Below are 21,808 nucleotides of genomic sequence, written 5' to 3' on the forward strand. Positions count from 1 at the left end.
TCATACCAAAATGGAGACTATCAAAAAATAGTCTCCATTTTTATTTTAGTAAATTCTGTAATGCTTTTTCTAATGAAGCGTACTTGAATTGAAAACCTTTATTTAACAACTTTATTGCACTCACGTTTTGACTAGCAAATAACAATTCATGCATTTCCCCTAAAATAAGTTTCATGATAAATTTTGGCACATTTGGTAAAAAACAAGGTTTCCCCAAAGTAGTTGCTATTGTTTTTGTCAATACAGAATTGGTAACTGGATAAGGAGAAACTCCGTTAAAGACTCCTTCTAACTTATTTTGAATTACAAAATAAAAAATAGCAACTAAATCTGAAGCATGAATCCAAGATTGATATTGTTTTCCGCTTCCAAAAGGAGAACCAACACCTAATTTTATCGGTTTCATCATTTCTTTCAAAGCGCCACCATCTTTTGCCAACACAAGTCCAATTCTAATTTTAGCAACCTTAAGGCCTAACCTTTCAAAAGCGCTTACCTCATTTTCCCATTTATAAACAACTTCTCCTAGAAATGAATTATCCACTTCTGTATCTTCTTCATGGTAAACCTTATCAAGACTATCTGGATAAATTCCAATAGCTGAGGCAGAAACAATTTGTTTTACAACATTTTGTTTTTTAGATAGAGATTGATATAATAAACGTGTAGAAAGGATTCGACTGTTAATTATTTCTTCCTTATATGAAGGTGTCCATCTTTTTGAAACTGATGCACCAGCCAAATGAATTATCGTTTCTACTTCTTCGAAAGCATCTAAATCAATTTCTCCAGAATTTGGATTCCAATAAAACCCTTTATAATTTGACTGTGAAACTAATTTCGATTTAGAAGTAGACAAATAATGTACTTCAATTCCGTTTTTAAGTAGCAAATCGACTAATTCACTTCCTATTAAGCCTGTTGCTCCTGTTATTAGTACTTTCATTTGTTATGCTTTTAAACAAAGATACATAGTAAAAATACTATAATGAAGCTAATTAACTAAAGTTAACACATGTATAATGATATTTACGACCTTACTTTAAGCGTCCATTCAAATTGCATTTCAGAAACTTGTTCTCCTTTTTGATTCGTTCCTATAGACGTTAACCAAATTGTTTGTCCTTCTTTGGTATCGATCGCTTTTTGAATTGTTTCTTTCATTAGTAATCCTTGATTACATTTGAATGTTATTCTTCCTACTGCTTTTTTGGTAAACGAACATTTATTGTTTGCAACAAGCATTGAAATATTTTTTCCGCTCTCTTTAACTTGTAACATAACTAATGCTCCTGTTGTAAATTCTGCTGCCATTGCTTGCACTGCAAAATACATTGAATTAAAAGGGTTTTGATTAAACCATCTATGTTTTACGGTTGTTGAGCATTCTTCCTGAGAAATGTTTTTTACTCTTACTCCACTCCAAAAAGCAGAAGGTAACTTAAAGAACATGAAAGCGTTAAGTTTTGAAGGTGTGAATTGCATATCTAGTATTTTTTGTAAAAATATGAAAAAATAGTATGCGCTCATAGTATTTTTTATAAATGTTAATTTTATGTTAAATATTAGTACTATGCGTAACATAATACCTTTTTTTAGACTTATCTTTGTATAAGAAATTAATAGCTATAGTATAATTACTTATTTAAAATCATCAATCAAAATCAAACCAATACTTATTAATTATGAAAACATCAAACGAAAAAAGCTTAAGCTCATTAATACATTTAAGTACTTTAAGTCAATATATTTTTCCATTAGGAAATTACATTTTCCCTTTAATCTTATGGTCAACAAGAAAAGATAAATCAGAATTCGTAGATCATAATGGAAAGCAAGCTTTAAACTTTCAGTTAAGCATGCTTCTTTACAGTCTGATAGCTTTAATTATTGCGGTACCTACCTTTGTTATTTGGTTAATCAAAACAATCGATAGGTTAGAAATAAACAATAATATTGTTACTTGTCGCGATGTATTTACAACAGAGAATATAACAGGAATGGTTATTTTGGGTGTAATTACAATGATATTACTTCTTTTCATGAAGTTAGGCGAGTTCTTCCTTATAATTTATGCCTCTGTAAAAAGTGCTAATGGAGAAGAGTATAAATATCCGTTAACCATTAATTTTATAAAATAGTTTCAATCAATCAATCAATCAATCAATCAATCAATCAATCAATCAATCAATCAATCAATCAATCAATCAATCAATCAATCAATCAATCAATCAATCAATCAATCAATCAAGGGTCTGAAAGGTTCAGGCTAAATCAAAAAACGAACAGTTTAATTAAAAAATCATGTAAATTATGAACATTGAAAACACAAAAGCTCAAATGAGAAAAGGTGTTTTAGAATTCTGCATACTTTCCGTATTAAAAGAAAAAGATGCTTACACTTCTGAAATTCTAGAAACACTAAAAAACGCAAAGTTACTCGTTGTTGAAGGCACGGTTTACCCTCTATTAACACGATTAAAGAACGACGGACTCTTAAGCTACAGATGGGAAGAGTCGACATCTGGACCACCAAGAAAATATTACGAATTAACCGAAGTGGGGCAAGAATTTTTAAACGAACTAAATAGCACTTGGACAGAATTGTCGGATGCTGTAAACATAATAACACAACCAAGCCAAAAATAAAAAGTCATGAACAAAACAACAAGTATAAATTTAGGAGGTTTCTTTTTTCACATAGATGAAGATGCTTATCAAAAATTAACACGCTATTTTGATGCTGTTAAACGTTCACTTTCTATAGAAGGAAGAGACGAAATTATTAACGATATTGAAAGTAGAATTGCAGAATTATTTCAAGAAAGAATTAAAACTGAAACACAAGTTATTCGTATAAAGGAAATAGACGAAGTAATCGCTATAATGGGACAACCTGAAGACTACATGATAGACAACGAGGAAACCAATTATAGTAGCGGAACAAAGTCTAACTTTTCAAACACAAAAACGAGACGCTTATATAGAGATAGAGACAATGCTATTTTTGGTGGTGTAGCTTCAGGATTTAGTCATTATTTCAATATTGATCCGTTATGGATTCGTATTTTATTCATAATCTCACCTTTCATTAGTTTTGGAACATCTTTAGTAATCTATTTGATTTTATGGATCTTAATACCCGAAGCATTAACTACGTCTCAAAAACTAGAAATGAAGGGCGAACCAATAAATATTTCAAATATTGAAAAAAAGGTTAAGGAAGGAATAGATGATATTGCGGGAAAGTTAAACAATCTTGATCACGAAAAAATAGCGAATACTGCTAGAAATGGAGCGAGCCAAATAGGGTCAAGATTAAGTACTGTTTTTCTTGGTATATTTAAAATAATGGCAAAAATTATTGGTGTATTTATCATTTTCTTTTCGTCAATGGCTTTATTAGGAATAATTATAGCAAGTATCATTATGATCTTTTCATCATCATTACCAGATGCTTATATTTTTAATCATATCCATACACCTATCGATTTAGATGTGCCAATTTGGCTTCAAGGAATGTTGCTTTTATTAACCGCTGGAATTCCATTACTTTTCATATTAATATTAGGATTAAAGCTTTTAGTAACCAACATGAAATCGATAGGAAACTATCTAAAATATTCGCTTTTGGCAATTTGGATTGTTTCAATAATTGGATCTTGTTACTTAGGAATTAAACAAGCAACCGCTATAGGTTTTGATGGAAAAACTGTTAAGAAAGAACAAATTTTCATGCAACCAACAGATACTTTATATGTAAGAATGCAATACAATAATTATTATGCAAAAAGTATTGAACAACGCGTAAGAGAAAAATACACACACGATGAGAAAAATAATGAAATTATATACTCTACAGACGTGCAAGTTCATTTTCTTAAAACCAATGAAAATCAACCATTCATTCAAATAGAAAAAACAGCGACAGGAAAATCCCACAAAGAGGCTACAAGTCGTGCTGAAAAAATTAAGTATAATTTTGACATTCAAGGAAATAGAATTAACTTAGACAACTATTTTATAACGAATTTTAAAAATAAATTTAGGGATCAAGAAGTTGATATTTATATTTACCTTCCAAAAGGAACCTATTTAAAACCAGATAAGACAATTCAGAATTTAAATTGGACAAATCATCGTGATTATGAAAATAACTTCTTTGATATCTATTCTGGAAATGGCGAAAATGTTTTTAAAATTGGAGAAGATGAAGCGGTTTGTTTAAACTGTGAAGAAGAAGAAAATGATGAGGAAGAAAGTGAAAGTCATATTCATATAGAAGAAGGTTCTACAGATGACAATGTTACGATAAAGATGGATGGAAAAGGCTTAAAAATTAAATCGGAAGATGGAAAAGTAGATATTCAATTAAATAAAGAATAACTAAAAAAACAATTATAAAAAAACTAGCAATCATGGTTAAATTAATTATTCAAATTACGAAAGTTGTAGTTACAATTATAACTGCATTATTATTACAATCTTGTTTTAACACCAACTGGAATGGAGATAGCATTGATGGAGACGGAAATGTTGTAGCAATAAACAGAACAATAAATGAATCGTTTAGCGCTATTTCTGCACAAACTGGATTAGAAGTTTATATTACGAAAGGAAATGATGTAAAAGTTCTTGTTGAGGCTGATGAGAATTTGCAAAACCATATTTTTACAGAAGTAAAAGATGGAGTACTTGAAATATATACAGACGCAAGTATTAACAATTGCGATTCGAAGAAAGTTTATGTTAATGTTATAAATTTAGAAAACATAAAATCTTCAAGTGGAGCAGCAATTAAGAGTAACAATGAACTGAAATTTGATAAATTAAAATTGACAGCTAGTAGCGGAAGTAATATTAATGTTAAAACAAATACAGACCAAATTTCTTGTAAAAGTAGTAGTGGCAGCACAATAACTGTTAATGGAAAAACCAATCAACTAACTACTGATGCTTCCAGTGGAAGTGCTATAAACCTTGACGAATTATTTGCTAAAAAAGCAAAAGCTAATTCATCAAGCGGAAGTTCTATTGTTTTAAACGCTTTAGAAGAATTAAATGCAGATGCCTCTAGTGGTGGAAGTGTCGAATTTATATCCAAACCTAATTCATTAATAGTAGACGAAAGCTCAGGAGGAAGTGTAAGTCAAAAATAACATTCAAAAAAACATCAGTAAGCGCTGATGTTTTTTTTTATATTTGCCATTCATATTAAAACCCACATTCTTTCCTTTGGAATGATTATTGCGCGTTTTAAAAAAGAAAATAAAATTTAGAGTTTATCATGATGAAAAAAATCACTTTGCTATTTTTAGTATTATTTGCTACTACATTCACTTTTGCACAAAAAAAAGAAAAGATTAAAGGCTCAAAAATTGTTACACATACCATTAAAAAAGTTGAAAATTTCGAGAATATTGAAATAGAAGATAATGTAGAAATATATCTTGTAAAAGCTGACTCTGCTTCTATTGAAATTGAAGCTGATGACAATCTTCATGATATTGTTAATTTTTCTGTAGCTGGAAACACACTACGAATTAATACATTAAAAAATGTTAGTGGAGCAAAAAAATTCACTATACGAATTAACTATGCAGCACAATTAACATCAATTACCGCTAAAAATGATTCGAAAATATTTGCCTTAAATGAATTGCAATTAGAAAACATCACTATAAAAAACTTTGACGATTCTTCATCGTTTTTAAATGTAAATTCTGGTTCTTTTACTTTAGTTCTTAATGATAAATCTGAAGCTGAAATTAATGTAAAGTCACAAAAAACAACATTAGAACTAAGTAAAAATACAGAATTAAAAGCTTTAGTTGCTTCTCCAGCAGTAAAATTAGATATGTATGAAAAGTCTAAAGTTAAAATTGAAGGTGATGCCGAAAACTTCAAAATAAGATTGGACAACAATGCTAGTTTAACAGCTGACAAGTTTACTGCAAAAAACATGGACTTAACCATTGAAGGTTATTCGAAGTGCGAAGTAAATGTAGTCGAAACTATAGCAATTACTGCATCTGGAAAAACAGATATTGAATTGTATGGCGAACCAAAAATTGACATGAAAAAATTCACGAACACAGCAACATTGTATAAAAAGGAAAAATAATGAAACGCTACATACTCTTTTTTTTATTCATTTCAACAATTGCCTTTACGCAAAATAAAACTACATTTCCAAATGATTTCTTCGGAAAATACAAAGGAAAACTTAATATTCATAATGCAAAAGGAAGTCAAATAATCGACATGGAATTGCATTTATTACCTACAGATAGCGTTGGGAAATATATTTATACCATTATTTATAAATCTGAAAAAATAGATCAAGAGCGAAAATATACACTCATAGAAAAAGACAATGCAAAAGGTTCTTTTGTTATTGATGAAAATAACGGAATTATCCTAAATGCTTTTGTAGCAGACAATACCTTGTATTCCATATTTGAAGTACAAGGTAGTTTACTCACAACTACAGAACATTTTAAAGATAACTATGTTGATTTTGAAATAATGTATACGCAAAAAGACAAAGTTAAAAAGACTGGAAAAAACACAGAAGAAGTTCCAGAAGTACTTTCTTTTCCAGTTATGAGTGTACAAAAGGCACGATTGTTTAAAGAATAGTTATTCTAAAATTTTAATCTCATATATATTTGGCCACATTTTACCTGTAATAAAAAATGTTTTCTTTGCTTTATTATAAGCAACACCATTCATCTCTAAGATTAAATTTGATTTATTTTTTGCATCATAATACAAACCTGAAAGATCAATAGAACGCACCACGCTACCGTCTTTAATATCTATTTTTACAATTCTATTTTGGGTATATACATTAGCATATATAAAGCCTTCAACAAATTCTAACTCATTTAAATTCTGTAACACTAAACCGTTTTCAGTAACCTTTATTTTTTTAACCGATTTCAAATCTTCAACATCAATAAAAGTCAAAACATCTGTTCCATCGCTCATTACCAAAGTAGCATCATCAATATTTGTTAAACCCCAACCTTCATTACTATCAAATGTAAATGTGTCAATTTTATCAAATGTTGTAGCATCATAAACAAATCCCGTTTTATTCAAATAAGTCAATTGGAAAATTTTATTGTTCGCTTTAGCAATTCCTTCTCCAAAATACTTTTGTTTGTCTAATTTAGCTTTAACATCCATCTTTCCTGTTGCTAAATCTACAATTCCAAACACAGACTCCGTTTCAGGTAAACTTTCAGGAGAACCTGTACTTTCATAAAGAATAGCATCATCAAAAAACAAACCTTCTGTAAAAGCATTTAAATCGTGCTGAAAAACATTTTTAATTTCATATTGCTTTTTATCAATAACAATAGATTCTGTGCTCCCTTTTTTATCCTGACAAGCAACAGTTAAGAAAAACAACGATACAACTAACAAACGAATATCCATAAATAAGAATTAAAAAAAATGTTCAAATGAATATCACTTGAACATTAATTGAATAAAATTACTACTTGTTTTTCTTAAAGAAAAACATTTAACAACACTTTAATCCTTAAAAAAATAGAATAATTCGTCGATATTATATTGTTGTCCCATTAAATGGTTATTAAATATTTTGACTGGTGCATAATTGAATTCATTATCAACACACCATTGAAATTGCTGCATTAATTGGTTGTTTTCTTGGTTAAAATCGCTTGTTTTATGCCACTTTTCTTTCCAAACTTCCATTTCCATTTTTTCAATATGCCAATCATCAAGTGCTTGAATTACATCTTTTCCTTGATTATTTAGTTTTAAAACACTTCTAGCGATATCTAAATAAGGGTTATCTTCATTACTCACATTCAAATTATAAGAAATAGCTAATTTTAATTGCGTAGGATATTTCAACCATAGCTCTTTTGCCGCTTTATAAGCTGTGTGGCAATGAGGACAACTTGGACTTAAAAACAATGAAATTAAATTTTTAGCACTTGTTTCTCCAATTGTTATTTTCTCTAAAGCATTAAATTGGTCAACATTAGTAATACTTTCACTTGTTTTGTAAAAGACCTCTTCATTACGTTTAAATCGAAGTAATGCATTTAGTTCCACTTCATTTTCGTTTCCTTTTTGAATCCATTTCTTTAATAAAAACCATGAAAAACCAATAATTGAAATTAAAAGCAATGCATTTATTGTATTTTGTATTGTAAAAGATAATACATTAAAATACATTAAAAATAAAATTCCATTTGCGATTAATAATCCCGAAATCACTAAACATAATAAACACCATTTTTTTAAACTAAACTTTTGCAAATAGATGGAATAAATGAGCACTGGAAATGATAATAAACTTACCAAACCAATTATAGCTCCTAATTGTAAGCCAAAAAGTAAGGCAATGAATGAGAAACTAAAAAACAATACCGGTAAGTCTACAAATTCAACATATTTTGAAAAAGTATACGATTTAGACTTAATGATAGAATCACAAGAAAACTCTTCACTAATTGTACAAAATTTAGATTCTTTTTTATCTTTAGCAAAATAGGTTTCTAAGATTTCTTTTGTAACGAAAACTCCAATTCCAGCAATGATTAATAATATTGTATGAAGATGATCTTTTAATTGAATTGAAATCGACAATAGAATTAAAATAACCAAAAAACCTGGAAGAAATGATTTTGTATTTTTAAATGAGTTCACTATTTCATCGTTCTCATTTTCTTCTACTAAAAGCACAATTCCTGTCCAATGTTTTTCAACTTCTTCTCTAGAAATTATTTTCACCTTTCCTTCCTCATCTTCAATGGAAAACTCACTTTCCACTCTAGTCAGCAAATACAAAGCTGATTCATCGAACTTTAGTTCGGTAATAAATGAGTTGGTCAATTCATCAAAATGTTCAAAAGGAACATTTGCCGCAATATTTTCTATATTTAGAAAACTCAACCCATCTGTAATAGCTAACAAACTAGGGTAGTTTGGATGCGATTGATAAAATTGCTCAAAAGCTATAACTTTTGAAGAATAATTTGAATTTTGGAGGTATTTAATTACTAGTTTAAGCATGTTTTATTATTTGTTTATATTCCCAAATGTAAAAAAAACATCGTTATAAAAAGAATGTTTTTTCTAACTTTATATAAATATACTACATATATTTCTCAAGTTCTTTCGTAATTTCTTCACTTTCTGGTCCAGGAGCGTTATCATTTACTAATTTTCCATTTTTATCATAAATAAAATATCTTGGTATTGTTTTTAAGAGTATATCTTTATATAATTGTGCCTCAGGATAATTGGTCGCAAGAAAATTAGTAGCTCCGTTCAGTTGTTCTTTTCCAGCAGCTTTTTGCCACGCTTCCAAATTCTTATCGATACTTATATATACAAATTCAATATTTTTATATTTCTCATGAAGCTTTCTTGATGCTGGCATAGCTGCTCTGCAAGGTGCGCACCAACTTGCCCAAAAATCGACATAGACTACTTTTCCTTTATACTTTGAAATAATATCTTGTAACAGCACTTCTTTTTTGTTTTCATTTAATAAAGTAACTGCTGTCGATTCTTTACTTACTTTTTTATTTGATATCCCATAATATTTCTCTTCAATAGTCTTTATTAAAGTCTTATCGGATACATTCGATGCGAATAGCTGAAAATATTTCTCTGCATCTGGTTTTGAAAAATTACTTATTATTTCTTCTAAAAAAGTATAGAGTAAAAAATCTTTGTTCTTTGGTTGTATGCTATCTATCTTAAGAACATTATCGAAATTAATTCGAAAGTCTACAAACGCCCCATTACTTTTCTTTACAGTAGCTACTGGGTATTTGTTATAGAAACTATACAATAGATAATTAGAATATTTTTCTACAGCTAAATTAATAGTTGCATTAAAAATACTATCCTGTTTTTCAATGTTTCTATATTCTTTAAAAACATTAATTTGATAGATTTCATCTTCGATACTATTTTTATTTTTTAAAGCATTAAAATGATTTAAAATTGATGCATTCCTAGCTTCATACTCTTTTTGAGCTTTTTCTGTTTCTTGCTTGTTTCTTATTCTTTTGTTTTTTTTAAAAAAAGTGAGTCTATCATCAATTAATGGGTATTGCACATTTCTTTTAACATATTCATTTGCTCCTAAACTATCTGCATTCTTATTCAAATAGGTAATATACGGAGTATCACCTGGGTAGCTAAAAACAGCTGTATCACCTGGTTTTAAAATATAGGTAGTAGAAAAATGAACATGAAATGGATGTTGCAAGTATATTTTATTTTCAGTAATAATCGTTACTGTATCTGTCTTATTTAGATTATCAATATTTAACTCATTACTGACAAACTCATTATTTTCTCTATAAAACATTTTTGCTAAACTATACCTAACAGAACCATCTGCTCCTCTAATAGAATCTTTATCGTATGTTCTTTCTTTAAAAACAAGAGTAATAGTGTTTTTCTCTGGAATACTTTGAGTCGTATCTTTCTTCTTTTCTTGAGAACAAGAAAAGTTTGAGAGGATTATTAAAAAAAGTAAAAATCTCATAATTTGTTTTATTAAGGTTGCCCGTAATTGAGCAACCTTTTTACTATTAATACCAAGAAGCAGAACCGCAACTTGAACAACACCAATTTCCACCATGAGCAGCAGCTGTTGCCATTGCAACTTCTTTACTAACAGCTCTCTCTACACTTGATCCTCCATCATTACACCATGGGCCATGATCCCCTGGTGCTGTACATTTAGGAATATAATACGCACAAGTTCCTGCACCTTCAACGGTTTTCATTTGTTCTTTTGAAAGCAATGTAATCCCAGTTAAATTTAAAATTGATTTTCTCATTTTATTTATTTTATAATGTTAAAACCATCTAGGCATTTAAAGTCAGCTAGATTTCTGACTATCCTTGCAAGAGATATTTTTAAACTCAATTAAATCTGTAAGTTTTTATTTATATTATATTAAAACAAATTTAAACAAAGTCAATCTTAAAATAGGTACAGAAAAAATACACTTTTTGTTAAAGTTTAAGGATTATTACACAAAAAACTTACCCTTATATACATTAACAGACAGACTATTATTTATATAACAACGTAAAAACTAATATTTTATTCCACAAAAAAAACCATTCTAAAAAGAAATAATCTCCTTAGAATGGTTCTACTATTAACACGAGGAAAGAAAATAGATAAAAGATGATAGACTTATCTAATTTTCATCAAGAGATTAAGTAGTTTCTACTTACGTTATATCCCCGTATCTTTGCTGTTTCCGTATTATAATTCTTAGTCTTTTGCCGCTAAATAGCGTTCAGCATCTAAAGCAGCCATACAACCAGTTCCAGCCGCTGTAATAGCTTGTCTGTACACATGGTCTGCCGCGTCTCCTCCAACAAAAACTCCAGCTATATTGGTTTTAGAAGTACCTGGAATATTTTTAATATAACCCGTTTCGTCTAAATCTAAATAATCAGCAAAAATATCGGTATTTGGTTTATGACCAATTGCAACGAAAAATCCTGTTGCAGTAATTTCAGTTACTTCTCCAGTGGTTCTATTTTTAACTTTTACACCTGTAACTACTTGTCCGTCTCCTAAGACTTCTTCAGTTTCAGTATGCATTAAAATTTCGATGTTAGCCGTTTTTCTTACTCTATCTTCCATTATTTGTGAAGCTCTAAATTTATCGCTTCTTACCAACATGGTTACTTTTTTACAAATATTTGAAAGGTAATGTGCTTCTTCACAAGCACTATCTCCTGCTCCAACAACAACAACTTCTTGATTTCTATAGAAAAATCCGTCGCAAATTGCACAAGCAGAAACACCACCACCTAGTTCTAGGTATTTTTGCTCTGAAGACAATCCTAAATATTTAGCAGTAGCTCCTGTAGAAATAATTACTGTTTCTGCATGAATTTCGATAGAATCATTGATCCAAACTTTATGAATATCGCCAGAGAAATCAACTTTTGTAGCCCAACCGTCACGAATGTCTGAACCGAAACGTTTCGCTTGTTCTTGCAATTGAACCATCATTTCTGGACCAGTTACACCATCTGGATAACCTGGAAAATTCTCTACCTCATTGGTAGTTGTCAATTGTCCACCTGGTTGCATTCCTTGATATAATACAGGAAACATATTCGCTCTTGCAGCATAAATCGCAGCAGTATAGCCCGCTGGACCTGAACCTATAATTAAACATTTTACTGTTTCTATTTTATCTGACATAGTATTTTTATTTTTAAGAAGTATCAAAAGTACTGATTTTGAACCAAACGAAAAGTAATACAGGTTACAAAAAAACTATTTGACAATAAGATTTATTTATTCTCGCTTAATTTATTTAGTAACACGTCGAAACTTACTTTCTCTTGTTCTCCCGATTCTAAATTTTTAATTCCAAACTGCTCATTTTTCATTTCATCTTCTCCAACTAAAATAGCAAATGGAATTCCTCTTTTATCTGCATGTTGAAATTGTTTTCCAATTTTAGCATTATCAGGATACATTTCTACTTTTACACCTGCTTGCCTTAATTTTGCAATGGCTTTCATGGCATATTTTGCTTCTTCTAATCCGAAGTTTAAAAACAATGCCTTTGAAGTTGCATTTACAGTTTCTGGAAATAAATCTAATTGTTCAATTACCAAAGCAATTCTGTCTAATCCAAAAGAAATACCAACACCACTCATGTTTTTCAAACCGAAGATACCAGTTAAATCATCATAACGTCCACCACCACCAATAGAACCCATATCGACACCCTTTGGTGCTGATACTTCAAAAATAGCTCCCGTATAATAGTTTAAACCCCGCGCTAAAGTAACATCTAAATCTAAAGTAGCAGTTTGCAAACCAATTTCGTTTACATTATCGCAAATAAACAATAGTTCTTCTACCCCATTCATTCCTTCTTCAGAAGATGCTAATAAATCACCTAATTTTGTAATCTTTTCAGAAATAGTTCCGGTAAAATTAAATAACGGTTGCACTTTTTCAATGGCAGTTTCAGAAATTCCTTTTTCAAGCATTTCTTTTTTCACACCGTCTTCTCCAATTTTATCTAATTTATCTAATGCTACTGTAAAATCGATTAACTTATCAGACGCTCCAATAACTTCTGCTATTCCAGATAAAATTTTACGGTTGTTTATTTTAATAGTGACTCCGTTTAGTTTTAATTGACTAAAAACAGCATCATACAATTGTACCAATTCAACTTCTTGCCAAAGTGAATTCGACCCAACAACATCGGCATCGCATTGGTAAAACTCTCTGAAACGTCCAAATTGAGGATTATCAGCTCTCCAAACAGGTTGAATTTGATATCTCTTGAATGGGAACTCAATTTCATTTTGGTGTTGCACTACATACCTAGCAAAAGGGACTGTTAAATCATAACGTAAAGCTTTTTCAGAAATTCTTGATGTAAATTTATTTAATTCAATACGCTGTTGTACAGAAATTTTTTCAGCCGAATTTATTTGCAAATCAGTTACTGATTCTGGTAATTGAATTTTATTCTTGTTATAGAAAAAATTCCCCGAATTCAAAATCTTAAAAATAAGTCGATCGCCTTCTTCTCCGTATTTTCCCATTAAGGTTTCCGAATTTTCAAAAGAAGGTGTTTCTATAGGTTGAAAACCAAATTTTTCGAAATTGGTTTTTATAGTACTAAATATATAATTACGTTTTGCTACTTCAACAGGTGAAAAATCACGTGTTCCTTTTGGTGTGCTTGGTTTTTGAGCCATGTTTCAATTTAGAATTTATTTATAAAACAATAATCACTTTTAAATGCTATTTCCAAACAATCCAAAAGCTAAATTTTAGCCCTGATGGAAGCGACATCCTGACATTACGAAGAAAGAAACAAGCTCTTTAATAACCTATTTAGTTCTTCGTAATGACAGATATAGCGAACAGCAGGAAAATGGATAAAAAGTAAGCAATGAATTATATGCTACAAATTATGTCATTTTATATTTTTGCAAATATCGAATTTATTAACGATTAAGAAAAATTATACAACTAATTACTAAAAACTTTTTACTAATTACTAAAAAAAAATGTAACAAATCTTCTTCTTTAAAGTCTAATAGATGTTATGGTAGGATTATTTAAAGAAAACACAAGAATTGCACTTGACTCTATAAAGGGACAAGCATTGCGTACAGCACTAACAGTTTTAATTATTATGATAGGGATTACCTTTTTAGTAGGGATTCTTACATTAACTAAGGCTTTAGAAAATAATTTATTTGGAAATTTTGCTTCTATGGGAGCGAATACTTTTTCGATTAGTCGTTATGATTTTTCGGCTGAAATTAATCAGAATGATGTAGATCAGAAAGTAAATCCTATTATAAGTTACCCACAGGCCAAGGCATTTCAGGATAAATTTGATTTTCCATTCACATCGACTTCTCTTTCATTTACAGCAGCTGCTGGTGTTGAAGTGAAGCATCAGGGAGACAAAACCGATCCAGAAATTAATATCTTAGGAATTGATGAAAACTTTTGTCCAAACAAGGGTTTAGAAGTTGTTAAAGGTCGTAATTTCAATACTTTTGACGTTCAAAACAATAATTATGTTTGTATTTTAGGTTCCGATTTTGAAAAAGGGCTTTTTAAAGATAAAAATCCTTTAGAGAAAGTAATTTCTATTCGTGGTGCTAAATTTAAAGTAATTGGTGTTTTAAAAGAAAAAGGATCTACTTTCGGAAACAGTCAAGATTTACGTGTTTTGATTCCGAATCAAATTGCGCGTTCTATTTTTTCTGCTCCAAATATAAATTATGATTTAGATATTAAAGTACACAATGAAGCTTTGCTAAATGAAGCTGTTGATGATGCAACTTTAACAATGCGACTGGTTCGTAGATTGAACCCAATACAAAAAAATAATTTTGGTATTGAGCGTAGTGATGATTTAATTCAAACCTTAGGCTCAAATATAGCAATGATTAACTTAGTTGCAATAATTATTGGTGCCATAACCGTTTTTGGTTCTACTATTGCCTTAATGAATATCATGCTAGTTTCTGTTAGTGAAAGAACTAGAGAAATTGGTATTAGAAAATCATTAGGAGCTAAGAGAAATACTATTGCTTGGCAATTCTTCACCGAAACTTTTATTATTAGTCAAATGGGAGGCTTTTTAGGAATTATTTTCGGAATAATATTAGGTACAGTAATTTCATTATTTGCTGGTTTTTCTTTTGTTGTTCCTTGGTTAGCAATGTTTGCCGCTTTCATTACTACTCTAATTGTAACCGTTATTTCTGGTTTATATCCTGCAATAAAAGCATCGAAACTTGATCCTGTGGAAGCGCTTCGCTATGAGTAAATTTGAAGATGAAATTACTTTAAAAGTAAGACAAAATTTAGGTCAATATGCTATTCTAACTTTAGAAGAAATAAACCATTTCTTAAGCTTGTGCAAATATAAAACCTTAAAAAAAGGGGATTTTTTTTCAAAAGAAAATACCATTTGCAATGAAATTGGTTTTGTTCTATCTGGTATTTTTAGATCGTATTATTATTCTAGTGAAGAAGAAGAAATTACCTATTGCTTTGTTTTTCAAGAGCATTTTATAACAGCTTATTCTTCTTTCATTACACAAGATAGAACACAAGAAAGTATTCAGGCAATTACCGATATCGAAATGTTAGTCATTTCTAGAGAAGCTGTTGCTAAAATTGAACAAAGCAGCACAAATTGGTTGCGCTTTTTGAAATTTTTAGCCGAACAAGAATACATAAAACTTGAAAGAAGAGTTTTTATGTTGCAAAAAGAAAAAGCTGAAACTAGATATAAAGATCTTATTGAAAACAAACCTCAATTTCTGCAACATATTCCATTGCACTATCTTGCTTCCTATCTTGGTGTTACACAAAGACACTTGAGTAGGCTTCGAAAAGAGATTACCTAATTAGACAAATGTCCTTTATTATGATTGGTATTCGTTTTTACTTTGTTAAAAATTCAAACCATGAAAAACATAGTAATTATAAACGGAAATCCGAACTCCGAAAGTTTCAATTTTGCTTTAGCTGAAGCTTATAAACAAGGTGCAAAAACCACAAATGCATCTATTGAAGAAATCAACATTCGAGAGTTACAATTCAATCCTAATTTAGAGTTTGGTTACCAAAAAAGAACCGAACTAGAGCCTGATTTATTAGACGCAATAGACAAAATTAAAAAAGCAGATCATTTAGTTTGGGTTTTCCCGATGTGGTGGTATGGTTATCCTGCTATAATGAAAGGATTTATTGACCGAACTTTTCTACCAGGAATTACTTTCGATTTTAAGGAAGGAAAAGCTTTACCAGAAAAACTACTAAAAGGAAAAACAGCAAGAATCATAATTACTTCTGACACTCCAAAATGGTATGATTCTTTGTTTATGAAAAGTCCTGCAATTAACCAATTCAAAAAAGGCACACTCCAATTTTGTGGTATAAACCCTGTAAAAGTGACTTATCTTTCAGTAGTTAAAAACGCCACTATATCACAAAGAAAAAAATGGTTAGAAGAAATAACTATTCTAGGAAAACAATTAAAATAAAACATTACAAAGTACAACAAATCATTCTATCGTTACCATAGAGGTCTTTTTTCAATTCAATATTTTGGAAACCAAGCGCAACTAATAAGTCTACTGTTTCTTTTCCAAGATATTGATTGATTTCAAAATACAAAACTCCGTTTTCTTTGAGTCCTTTTTTCGCTAAAATTGCAATTTTTCTATAAAAAAGCAAAGCATCATCATCTTCTACGAATAAAGCCAAATGGGGTTCATACTCCAATACGTTTTTCTTAATTTCTTCTTTTTCTAAATTCCTAACATAAGGAGGATTTGAAACAATAACATCAAATTTAGCAGCAATTTCTTCTAGACTTTCTAATTTTAAAATGTTAGTTTCAATAAAACGAATGGCAACTTTGTTTAATTCAGCATTTTTTTTTGCAGTTTCTAAAGCTTTTTCAGACACATCGATAGCATAAACAGAAGCAATAGGAATATTTTTCTTAAGAGAAATTGGAATACAACCTGTTCCTGTTCCAATGTCTAAAATCTGAATCTCATCTCTGTCTGAAGTAACATTTTTCAACTTCGAACTTTCAACAATCCATTCAACTAATTCTTCGGTTTCAGGACGAGGAATTAAAGTGTTTTCATTGACTAAAAAAGGCAAACCATAAAATTCGGTTGTTCCTATTATATATTGAATTGGCTTTTCTTTTTTCAGTTCTCTAAGTATTTCACTCCATTGTGTAAGTTGAGTTTCATCTATTGAAAAATCAGGTTGCAATGCTAAATCTACTCGCTTCATTTGATGCAGATGTTCTAAAACAATGAAAAAGAAAGATGCTACTTCATCACTTCCAAACAACTCATCTAATTGATTATGAAAACTATATTTTATTTCTTTTAAAAGCATTTTACTTTTTTAAATTTATATTTTCTTTGTCATCCAAACTTCACAACTATTATGTCCTGTATTCCCTAACGGAGCATCAATAGATTCAAACCCTAAATTGACATATAATTTCTGAGCGGCTTTCATAAACGCTAATGTTTCTAGATAACAAAGTGTAAAATCATTTTCCTTTGCAAAATCCAAACATTTTTCAATAATTTGTTTTGCAAAACCAGTTCCTCTAATCGCTGGTGAAAAGTACATTTTCTGCAATTCGCAAACATGCGCTGCTTCATTTTCTAATGGTGCAATTCCACAACCTCCAACAACTTCTCCATCTTTCTCGACAATATAATAAACCGATCGTTCTTCCTGATACACTTCAAAAAGCGTATCTAAGATTGGATCCGCATAGGCAGTTCCTACTTTTGGAGCGTCTAATTCGTGAAAAATACCACGTATAACTTTTGCAATTTGCAAATTATCCTTTGGTTCTATTGCTCTTATAATCATGAAACTAATTTTAAAAGCAAAAGTAAACAAATTGACAATATAGTAACGGTAATTTTATCTTAAAAATAGTACTTTTGTAGTATGGAAAATCATGAATTTTACATGAAACGTTGCATTGAACTTGCTAAAAATGGTTTAGGAACCACCTATCCTAATCCTTTAGTTGGTAGTGTAATTGTTTATGACGGAAAAATTATTGGTGAAGGTTGGCATAAAAAAGCTGGAGAAGCTCATGCAGAAGTGAACGCAGTGAATTCGGTAAAAGATAAAACTTTACTCGAAAAAGCGACAATATATGTAAGCTTAGAACCTTGCAGTCATTATGGAAAAACACCTCCTTGTTGCGATTTAATTATTGCGCATAACATTCCAAATGTAATAATTGGTACAATTGACCCTTTTGCTAAAGTGGCAGGAAATGGCATTAAACGTTTGCTTGAGGCTGGAAAGAAAATTAACATTGGAGTTTTTGAAGAAGAATGTAACGCGTTGAACAAGCGTTTTTTTACTTTCCATAAAAAACAAAGACCCTATATTATTTTAAAATGGGCAGAAAGTAAAGATGGTTTTATTGCTCCTAACAAAACGCAACGAGAAACTGAGCAGGAGAAACTAAGCCCTGTGTGGATTACAAATTCCTATTCGCGACAACTTGTTCATAAATGGAGAACTGAAGAGCAAGCAATTCTTGTTGGAACAACGACTGTTCTAGAAGACAATCCTAAATTAGATGCAAGAGATTTTAAAGGTAATCACCCTACAAGAGTAATTTTAGACAGAAACAATACTGTTAGCGATTCTTTTCATATTAAAGACAATCAAAGAAAAACCGTTATTTACACAGAAACCAACAATTTAACAAATTCAAGCAATATAATTTACGAAAAAATAAATTTTAATGATAATTTTTTATTAAATTTAACAAAAAATCTACATAAAAAAGAAGTTCAATCTATAATTATTGAAGGTGGCTCTAAAACACTTCAAACTTTTATAGACTCTAATTTATGGGATGAGGCTCGTGTTTTTATTGGTAACAGCTTATTAAAATCGGGGATCAAAGCTCCCGTTTTAAAAAGAACTGCTAAAAAAAGCATAAGCATAATGAATGATGAAATTAAATTTTTTGAAAATTATGATTGACACTATTATATTTGATTTTGGTAATATTTTTATAGATATAGATTATAATCTTACCCAAGAAGCTCTAAAAAAGCTAGGCGTTAAAGAGTGGACTACTGAATTAGATACTTTAAATAACGAATATGAAGTTGGAAAAATAGATGAACTACAGTTTATTCAAGGCATTCAAAAACATACTAACAATGCCGATTTAATAGAAATTAGAGCTGCTTGGAACGCTCTTTTATTAGATTTTCCGTTAAAGAGACTAGAATTTCTTCAAATGATAGAAGGTAAATATCGTATTTTCTTATTAAGTAATACAGATGCTACACATATTGATAAATTTGAACACAAATTTGGAGAATCATTTGCAAGAGATTTTTATAGTTGTTTTGAAAAAGTGTATTTCTCATTTGAAATTGGAAAAAGAAAACCAGACGAAAACACATATAAATATGTTTTAAACAGTCATAATTTAACACCTAAAAAAACTCTTTTTATAGATGATCGATTAGAAAATATTGAAGGCGCTAAAAAATGTGGACTTCACACTTGGCATTTAGATCCAGAAAAAGAAAACGTCACGCAACTCCTCGAATTCATAAAATCAATTCATGACTAACTTACTTCTTGCTATTGTTTTTTCTTGTAGTTTATTTATTGTCTTAAAATCTTTTTCAAAGTTCAACATCAATACATTTCAAGCAATAGTAGTTAATTACTTAGTTGCTTTTTCCATAGGAATTTTCAATAGCAATACTAATTTTAACTACAATGAAATCTTAGCAAAAGAATGGATTTATGGTAGTTTATTTTTAGGATTTCTTTTTATTATCATTTTCTTTATCATTGGAAAAACCTCACAAAAAAATGGTGTTTCAGTAGCTTCAGTAGCCAGTAAAATGTCTTTAATAATCCCAATACTTTTTGGGATATTCTTTTTTAAAGAATCGATAGACATTATAAAAATTACAGGTACCATTTTCGCTTTAATTGCTGTATTCTTTACAACAAAAAAAGAAAAAGGAACTATTAACACTTCAAACTTCACTTTACCTATATTACTATTCATTGGAACAGGAATAACTGACACAAGTATAAATTTTATTCAAAAAAATTGGGTAAACCCAGAAGACAATGCTCTTTTTTCATCGATAACCTTTTTATTCGCTTTCATTATTGGTTTTCTTCTAATTATCATTCAAAGCATTAAAAAAAGAATAGTTGTTGCTCCAAAAAACATCCTTGGAGGTGTTATTTTAGGCGTTCCCAATTTCTTTTCTATTTACTTTCTACTAAACGCGCTCCAATCTCCCGATTTTGAAAGCGCAACATTATTTACACTATTAAATATTGGTGTAATTTTATTAACCACTATATTTGGATTACTTTTATTCAAAGAAAAATTAAACAAAAACAATTATTTAGGAATTCTATTAGCTATTTTAGCATTATTCCTAGTTACTTATTAAAATGGACGAATCTTTTAGCGATATATACAAAACATTAGCCTCTCCTTCAGAAGAAATACTTTACAAAGAAAAAAATAGTAAGTTTTTTGGATATGCTTATCCAATTTCAAACGAGGAAGAAGTAAAAGAAATCATTACCGAATTAAAGAAACAACATCATACTGCTAGACATTGGTGTTATGCGTTCCAAACAGGAACCGAAAGCATCTACTACAGAGCAAATGATGATGGAGAACCAAACAACAGCGCAGGAGCTCCAATTTACGGTCAAATACAATCCTTTAACGTAACTAATGTACTCATTGTTGTTGTACGCTACTTCGGTGGTGTTAAACTTGGAGTTGGCGGATTGATTTCAGCCTACAAAACCGCTGCGCAAATGGCTTTGGAAAATGCGGACATTATAGAAAAAACAATAAACATTCATTACAATCTGTTTTTCGAATATAAAAACATGAATAAAGTTATGCACGTTATTAAAGAACAAAATTTAGACATTATTTCTCAAAAAATGGAAATGAGTTGCGAAATTGAAATTGCTACTCGGAAACAAAATGCAGAAAAAGTTGAAGAAATTTTCGAATCATTATTTGAAATTACGATAAAAAAAAATGCCGAATAATTACATTCGGCATTCTCTTAAATACACAATGCTACAAATTACCTAATTTCTCAATAATATAATCTGGAGGCAACATTGGTTTTCCCGTTTTCATGTTTACAAACACTAACATTGAATAGCCAGTTGTTAATAACTCTAATTTATCGTTATAGATTTCGTAGTCAAATTCTATCTTAACACTCGTTTGACTTTTAAGAATAGTTTTAACAGTCAACACATCATCATAGCGAGCTGGTTTCTTATAATCCATACTCAAAGAAACCACAGGAAGCATTACCCCATTTTCTTCCATCCATTTATAAGAAAGCCCCATGTTTCTTAGCCATTCTACTCTACCCATTTCAAAATATTGAGCATAATTACCATGATAAACCACTCCCATTTGGTCTGTTTCCGCATACCTTACTCTTACTTCAAATTGATGTTCTTTCATCCTAATTTTTATATTTAATTAATTCGCTTTTACGTAGCCTACAATTTTTTTTCCTAAAAATCAATAGGGTTTCTGTTTTTTTTTACCGAAAATTGTTCACATATTTGTGCTCTCAATTACAAAGCTATTAACTCATATATTCTTTGTAAGTCAACTACTATAAATTCTGTAAAAAGAACAATAAAAAAAGCAAATAT

General features: G+C 30.0%; 24 protein-coding genes. 13 read left to right on the forward strand and 11 right to left on the reverse strand.

Annotation, left to right across the window (positions count from 1 at the left end; all coding sequences use genetic code 11):
- Nucleotides 1-40: 40 nt before the first annotated feature.
- A complete protein-coding gene (locus L2Z92_RS21195) occupies nt 41-946 on the reverse strand; it encodes a TIGR01777 family oxidoreductase (RefSeq protein WP_236456782.1) in 906 nt (301 codons plus the stop codon).
- Nucleotides 947-1,029: 83 nt separating this feature from the next.
- On the reverse strand, nt 1,030-1,485 hold the full coding sequence (locus tag L2Z92_RS21200; RefSeq protein ID WP_236456783.1) for a DUF4442 domain-containing protein: 456 nt from the start codon (nt 1,483-1,485) through the stop codon (nt 1,030-1,032).
- Nucleotides 1,486-1,685: 200 nt separating this feature from the next.
- On the opposite strand from L2Z92_RS21200, the gene L2Z92_RS21205 reads away from it, so the two are divergent.
- The 6 genes from L2Z92_RS21205 (at nt 1,686) to L2Z92_RS21230 (ending at nt 6,642) form a co-directional block, all read left to right on the forward strand.
- Nucleotides 1,686-2,141: a DUF4870 domain-containing protein gene (locus L2Z92_RS21205; protein ID WP_236456784.1), complete on the forward strand. Its 456-nt coding sequence runs from the start codon at nt 1,686-1,688 to the stop codon at nt 2,139-2,141.
- Nucleotides 2,142-2,313: 172 nt separating this feature from the next.
- The gene (locus L2Z92_RS21210; protein ID WP_236456785.1) at nt 2,314-2,649 is read left to right on the forward strand and encodes a PadR family transcriptional regulator; all 336 of its coding nucleotides are present in this window, start codon (nt 2,314-2,316) and stop codon (nt 2,647-2,649) included.
- Nucleotides 2,650-2,655: 6 nt separating this feature from the next.
- Nucleotides 2,656-4,386 carry a PspC domain-containing protein gene (locus L2Z92_RS21215; protein ID WP_236456786.1) on the forward strand — a complete coding sequence of 577 codons (1,731 nt, stop codon included), beginning with the start codon at nt 2,656-2,658 and terminating at the stop codon, nt 4,384-4,386.
- A 32-nt stretch (nt 4,387-4,418) separates the two neighbouring features.
- Nucleotides 4,419-5,159, forward strand: a complete 741-nt coding sequence (locus L2Z92_RS21220) for a head GIN domain-containing protein (RefSeq protein WP_236456787.1) — start codon at nt 4,419-4,421, stop codon at nt 5,157-5,159.
- 128 nt (nt 5,160-5,287) lie between these two features.
- A complete protein-coding gene (locus tag L2Z92_RS21225) occupies nt 5,288-6,124 on the forward strand; it encodes a GIN domain-containing protein (protein WP_236456788.1) in 837 nt (278 codons plus the stop codon).
- Nucleotides 6,124-6,642 carry a hypothetical protein gene (locus tag L2Z92_RS21230; RefSeq protein ID WP_236456789.1) on the forward strand — a complete coding sequence of 173 codons (519 nt, stop codon included), beginning with the start codon at nt 6,124-6,126 and terminating at the stop codon, nt 6,640-6,642. Before L2Z92_RS21225 ends, L2Z92_RS21230 begins: the two co-directional genes overlap by 1 nt.
- Here the strand turns inward: L2Z92_RS21230 and L2Z92_RS21235 are convergent, their stop codons facing one another.
- From L2Z92_RS21235 to hisS, 6 genes are all read right to left on the reverse strand, one after another.
- A complete protein-coding gene (locus L2Z92_RS21235; RefSeq protein ID WP_236456790.1) occupies nt 6,643-7,446 on the reverse strand; it encodes a glutaminyl-peptide cyclotransferase in 804 nt (267 codons plus the stop codon).
- Nucleotides 7,447-7,545: 99 nt separating this feature from the next.
- A complete protein-coding gene (locus L2Z92_RS21240) occupies nt 7,546-9,060 on the reverse strand; it encodes a vitamin K epoxide reductase family protein (RefSeq protein ID WP_236456791.1) in 1,515 nt (504 codons plus the stop codon).
- Between the two features lie 82 nt (nt 9,061-9,142).
- Complete coding sequence (locus tag L2Z92_RS21245) at nt 9,143-10,552, reverse strand: TlpA family protein disulfide reductase (RefSeq protein WP_236456792.1); 1,410 nt, start codon at nt 10,550-10,552, stop codon at nt 9,143-9,145.
- 46 nt (nt 10,553-10,598) lie between these two features.
- A complete protein-coding gene (locus L2Z92_RS21250; RefSeq protein WP_236456793.1) occupies nt 10,599-10,850 on the reverse strand; it encodes a hypothetical protein in 252 nt (83 codons plus the stop codon).
- A 446-nt stretch (nt 10,851-11,296) separates the two neighbouring features.
- On the reverse strand, nt 11,297-12,244 hold the full coding sequence (gene trxB, locus L2Z92_RS21255; RefSeq protein WP_236456794.1) for a thioredoxin-disulfide reductase: 948 nt from the start codon (nt 12,242-12,244) through the stop codon (nt 11,297-11,299).
- A gap of 92 nt (nt 12,245-12,336) precedes the next feature.
- Nucleotides 12,337-13,770, reverse strand: a complete 1,434-nt coding sequence (hisS, locus tag L2Z92_RS21260) for a histidine--tRNA ligase (protein WP_236456795.1) — start codon at nt 13,768-13,770, stop codon at nt 12,337-12,339.
- Nucleotides 13,771-14,123: 353 nt separating this feature from the next.
- Here hisS and L2Z92_RS21265 point away from each other — a divergent pair, with 353 nt between their 5' ends.
- Genes L2Z92_RS21265 through L2Z92_RS21275 form a run of 3 tightly spaced genes read left to right on the forward strand, consistent with a single transcriptional unit; the run spans nt 14,124 to nt 16,590 of the window.
- A complete protein-coding gene (locus L2Z92_RS21265) occupies nt 14,124-15,365 on the forward strand; it encodes an ABC transporter permease (protein ID WP_236456796.1) in 1,242 nt (413 codons plus the stop codon).
- On the forward strand, nt 15,358-15,951 hold the full coding sequence (locus tag L2Z92_RS21270) for a Crp/Fnr family transcriptional regulator (RefSeq protein ID WP_236456797.1): 594 nt from the start codon (nt 15,358-15,360) through the stop codon (nt 15,949-15,951). Before L2Z92_RS21265 ends, L2Z92_RS21270 begins: the two co-directional genes overlap by 8 nt.
- Nucleotides 15,952-16,011: 60 nt before the next feature.
- The gene (locus tag L2Z92_RS21275; protein ID WP_236456798.1) at nt 16,012-16,590 is read left to right on the forward strand and encodes an NAD(P)H-dependent oxidoreductase; all 579 of its coding nucleotides are present in this window, start codon (nt 16,012-16,014) and stop codon (nt 16,588-16,590) included.
- A 4-nt stretch (nt 16,591-16,594) separates the two neighbouring features.
- Here L2Z92_RS21275 and prmC read toward each other — a convergent pair whose 3' ends face one another.
- A complete protein-coding gene (prmC, locus tag L2Z92_RS21280) occupies nt 16,595-17,467 on the reverse strand; it encodes a peptide chain release factor N(5)-glutamine methyltransferase (RefSeq protein ID WP_236456799.1) in 873 nt (290 codons plus the stop codon).
- 15 nt (nt 17,468-17,482) lie between these two features.
- Nucleotides 17,483-17,959 (reverse strand): GNAT family N-acetyltransferase, encoded by a 477-nt coding sequence (locus L2Z92_RS21285; RefSeq protein WP_236456800.1) that lies wholly within the window; start codon nt 17,957-17,959, stop codon nt 17,483-17,485.
- Nucleotides 17,960-18,040: 81 nt separating this feature from the next.
- Between L2Z92_RS21285 and ribD the strand changes: the two genes are divergently transcribed.
- Genes ribD through L2Z92_RS21305 form a run of 4 tightly spaced genes read left to right on the forward strand, consistent with a single transcriptional unit; the run spans nt 18,041 to nt 21,178 of the window.
- A complete protein-coding gene (gene ribD / locus L2Z92_RS21290; RefSeq protein ID WP_236456801.1) occupies nt 18,041-19,102 on the forward strand; it encodes a bifunctional diaminohydroxyphosphoribosylaminopyrimidine deaminase/5-amino-6-(5-phosphoribosylamino)uracil reductase RibD in 1,062 nt (353 codons plus the stop codon).
- Nucleotides 19,095-19,706, forward strand: coding sequence for an HAD family hydrolase (locus tag L2Z92_RS21295; RefSeq protein ID WP_236456802.1), 612 nt, complete (start codon nt 19,095-19,097; stop codon nt 19,704-19,706). The genes ribD and L2Z92_RS21295 overlap by 8 nt, the downstream gene beginning before the upstream one ends.
- A complete protein-coding gene (locus L2Z92_RS21300; protein ID WP_236456803.1) occupies nt 19,699-20,556 on the forward strand; it encodes an EamA family transporter in 858 nt (285 codons plus the stop codon). Before L2Z92_RS21295 ends, L2Z92_RS21300 begins: the two co-directional genes overlap by 8 nt.
- Before the next feature lies 1 nt (nt 20,557).
- A complete protein-coding gene (locus tag L2Z92_RS21305) occupies nt 20,558-21,178 on the forward strand; it encodes an IMPACT family protein (RefSeq protein ID WP_236456804.1) in 621 nt (206 codons plus the stop codon).
- Between the two features lie 31 nt (nt 21,179-21,209).
- Here the strand turns inward: L2Z92_RS21305 and L2Z92_RS21310 are convergent, their stop codons facing one another.
- Nucleotides 21,210-21,611 (reverse strand): acyl-CoA thioesterase, encoded by a 402-nt coding sequence (locus L2Z92_RS21310; protein ID WP_236456805.1) that lies wholly within the window; start codon nt 21,609-21,611, stop codon nt 21,210-21,212.
- Nucleotides 21,612-21,808: the final 197 nt, after the last annotated feature.

This window comes from Flavobacterium jumunjinense, from assembly GCF_021650975.2.
GTDB classification, from domain to species: Bacteria; Bacteroidota; Bacteroidia; order Flavobacteriales; family Flavobacteriaceae; genus Flavobacterium; species Flavobacterium jumunjinense.

Bases quoted from the DNA above. Each gene is read 5' to 3' on its own strand.
- L2Z92_RS21270 (WP_236456797.1), top strand. From the start codon at position 15,358: ATGAGTAAATTTGAAGATGAAATTACTTTAAAAGTAAGACAAAATTTA.
- prmC (WP_236456799.1), bottom strand. From the start codon at position 17,467: ATGCTTTTAAAAGAAATAAAATATAGTTTTCATAATCAATTAGATGAG.
- L2Z92_RS21265 (WP_236456796.1), top strand. From the start codon at position 14,124: ATGGTAGGATTATTTAAAGAAAACACAAGAATTGCACTTGACTCTATA.
- L2Z92_RS21285 (WP_236456800.1), bottom strand. From the start codon at position 17,959: ATGATTATAAGAGCAATAGAACCAAAGGATAATTTGCAAATTGCAAAA.
- hisS (WP_236456795.1), bottom strand. From the start codon at position 13,770: ATGGCTCAAAAACCAAGCACACCAAAAGGAACACGTGATTTTTCACCT.
- L2Z92_RS21230 (WP_236456789.1), top strand. From the start codon at position 6,124: ATGAAACGCTACATACTCTTTTTTTTATTCATTTCAACAATTGCCTTT.
- ribD (WP_236456801.1), top strand. From the start codon at position 18,041: ATGGAAAATCATGAATTTTACATGAAACGTTGCATTGAACTTGCTAAA.
- L2Z92_RS21310 (WP_236456805.1), bottom strand. From the start codon at position 21,611: ATGAAAGAACATCAATTTGAAGTAAGAGTAAGGTATGCGGAAACAGAC.
- trxB (WP_236456794.1), bottom strand. From the start codon at position 12,244: ATGTCAGATAAAATAGAAACAGTAAAATGTTTAATTATAGGTTCAGGT.
- L2Z92_RS21305 (WP_236456804.1), top strand. From the start codon at position 20,558: ATGGACGAATCTTTTAGCGATATATACAAAACATTAGCCTCTCCTTCA.
- L2Z92_RS21200 (WP_236456783.1), bottom strand. From the start codon at position 1,485: ATGCAATTCACACCTTCAAAACTTAACGCTTTCATGTTCTTTAAGTTA.
- L2Z92_RS21205 (WP_236456784.1), top strand. From the start codon at position 1,686: ATGAAAACATCAAACGAAAAAAGCTTAAGCTCATTAATACATTTAAGT.
- L2Z92_RS21250 (WP_236456793.1), bottom strand. From the start codon at position 10,850: ATGAGAAAATCAATTTTAAATTTAACTGGGATTACATTGCTTTCAAAA.
- L2Z92_RS21210 (WP_236456785.1), top strand. From the start codon at position 2,314: ATGAACATTGAAAACACAAAAGCTCAAATGAGAAAAGGTGTTTTAGAA.
- L2Z92_RS21275 (WP_236456798.1), top strand. From the start codon at position 16,012: ATGAAAAACATAGTAATTATAAACGGAAATCCGAACTCCGAAAGTTTC.
- L2Z92_RS21225 (WP_236456788.1), top strand. From the start codon at position 5,288: ATGATGAAAAAAATCACTTTGCTATTTTTAGTATTATTTGCTACTACA.
- L2Z92_RS21235 (WP_236456790.1), bottom strand. From the start codon at position 7,446: ATGGATATTCGTTTGTTAGTTGTATCGTTGTTTTTCTTAACTGTTGCT.
- L2Z92_RS21300 (WP_236456803.1), top strand. From the start codon at position 19,699: ATGACTAACTTACTTCTTGCTATTGTTTTTTCTTGTAGTTTATTTATT.
- L2Z92_RS21215 (WP_236456786.1), top strand. From the start codon at position 2,656: ATGAACAAAACAACAAGTATAAATTTAGGAGGTTTCTTTTTTCACATA.
- L2Z92_RS21195 (WP_236456782.1), bottom strand. From the start codon at position 946: ATGAAAGTACTAATAACAGGAGCAACAGGCTTAATAGGAAGTGAATTA.
- L2Z92_RS21220 (WP_236456787.1), top strand. From the start codon at position 4,419: ATGGTTAAATTAATTATTCAAATTACGAAAGTTGTAGTTACAATTATA.
- L2Z92_RS21240 (WP_236456791.1), bottom strand. From the start codon at position 9,060: ATGCTTAAACTAGTAATTAAATACCTCCAAAATTCAAATTATTCTTCA.
- L2Z92_RS21295 (WP_236456802.1), top strand. From the start codon at position 19,095: ATGATTGACACTATTATATTTGATTTTGGTAATATTTTTATAGATATA.
- L2Z92_RS21245 (WP_236456792.1), bottom strand. From the start codon at position 10,552: ATGAGATTTTTACTTTTTTTAATAATCCTCTCAAACTTTTCTTGTTCT.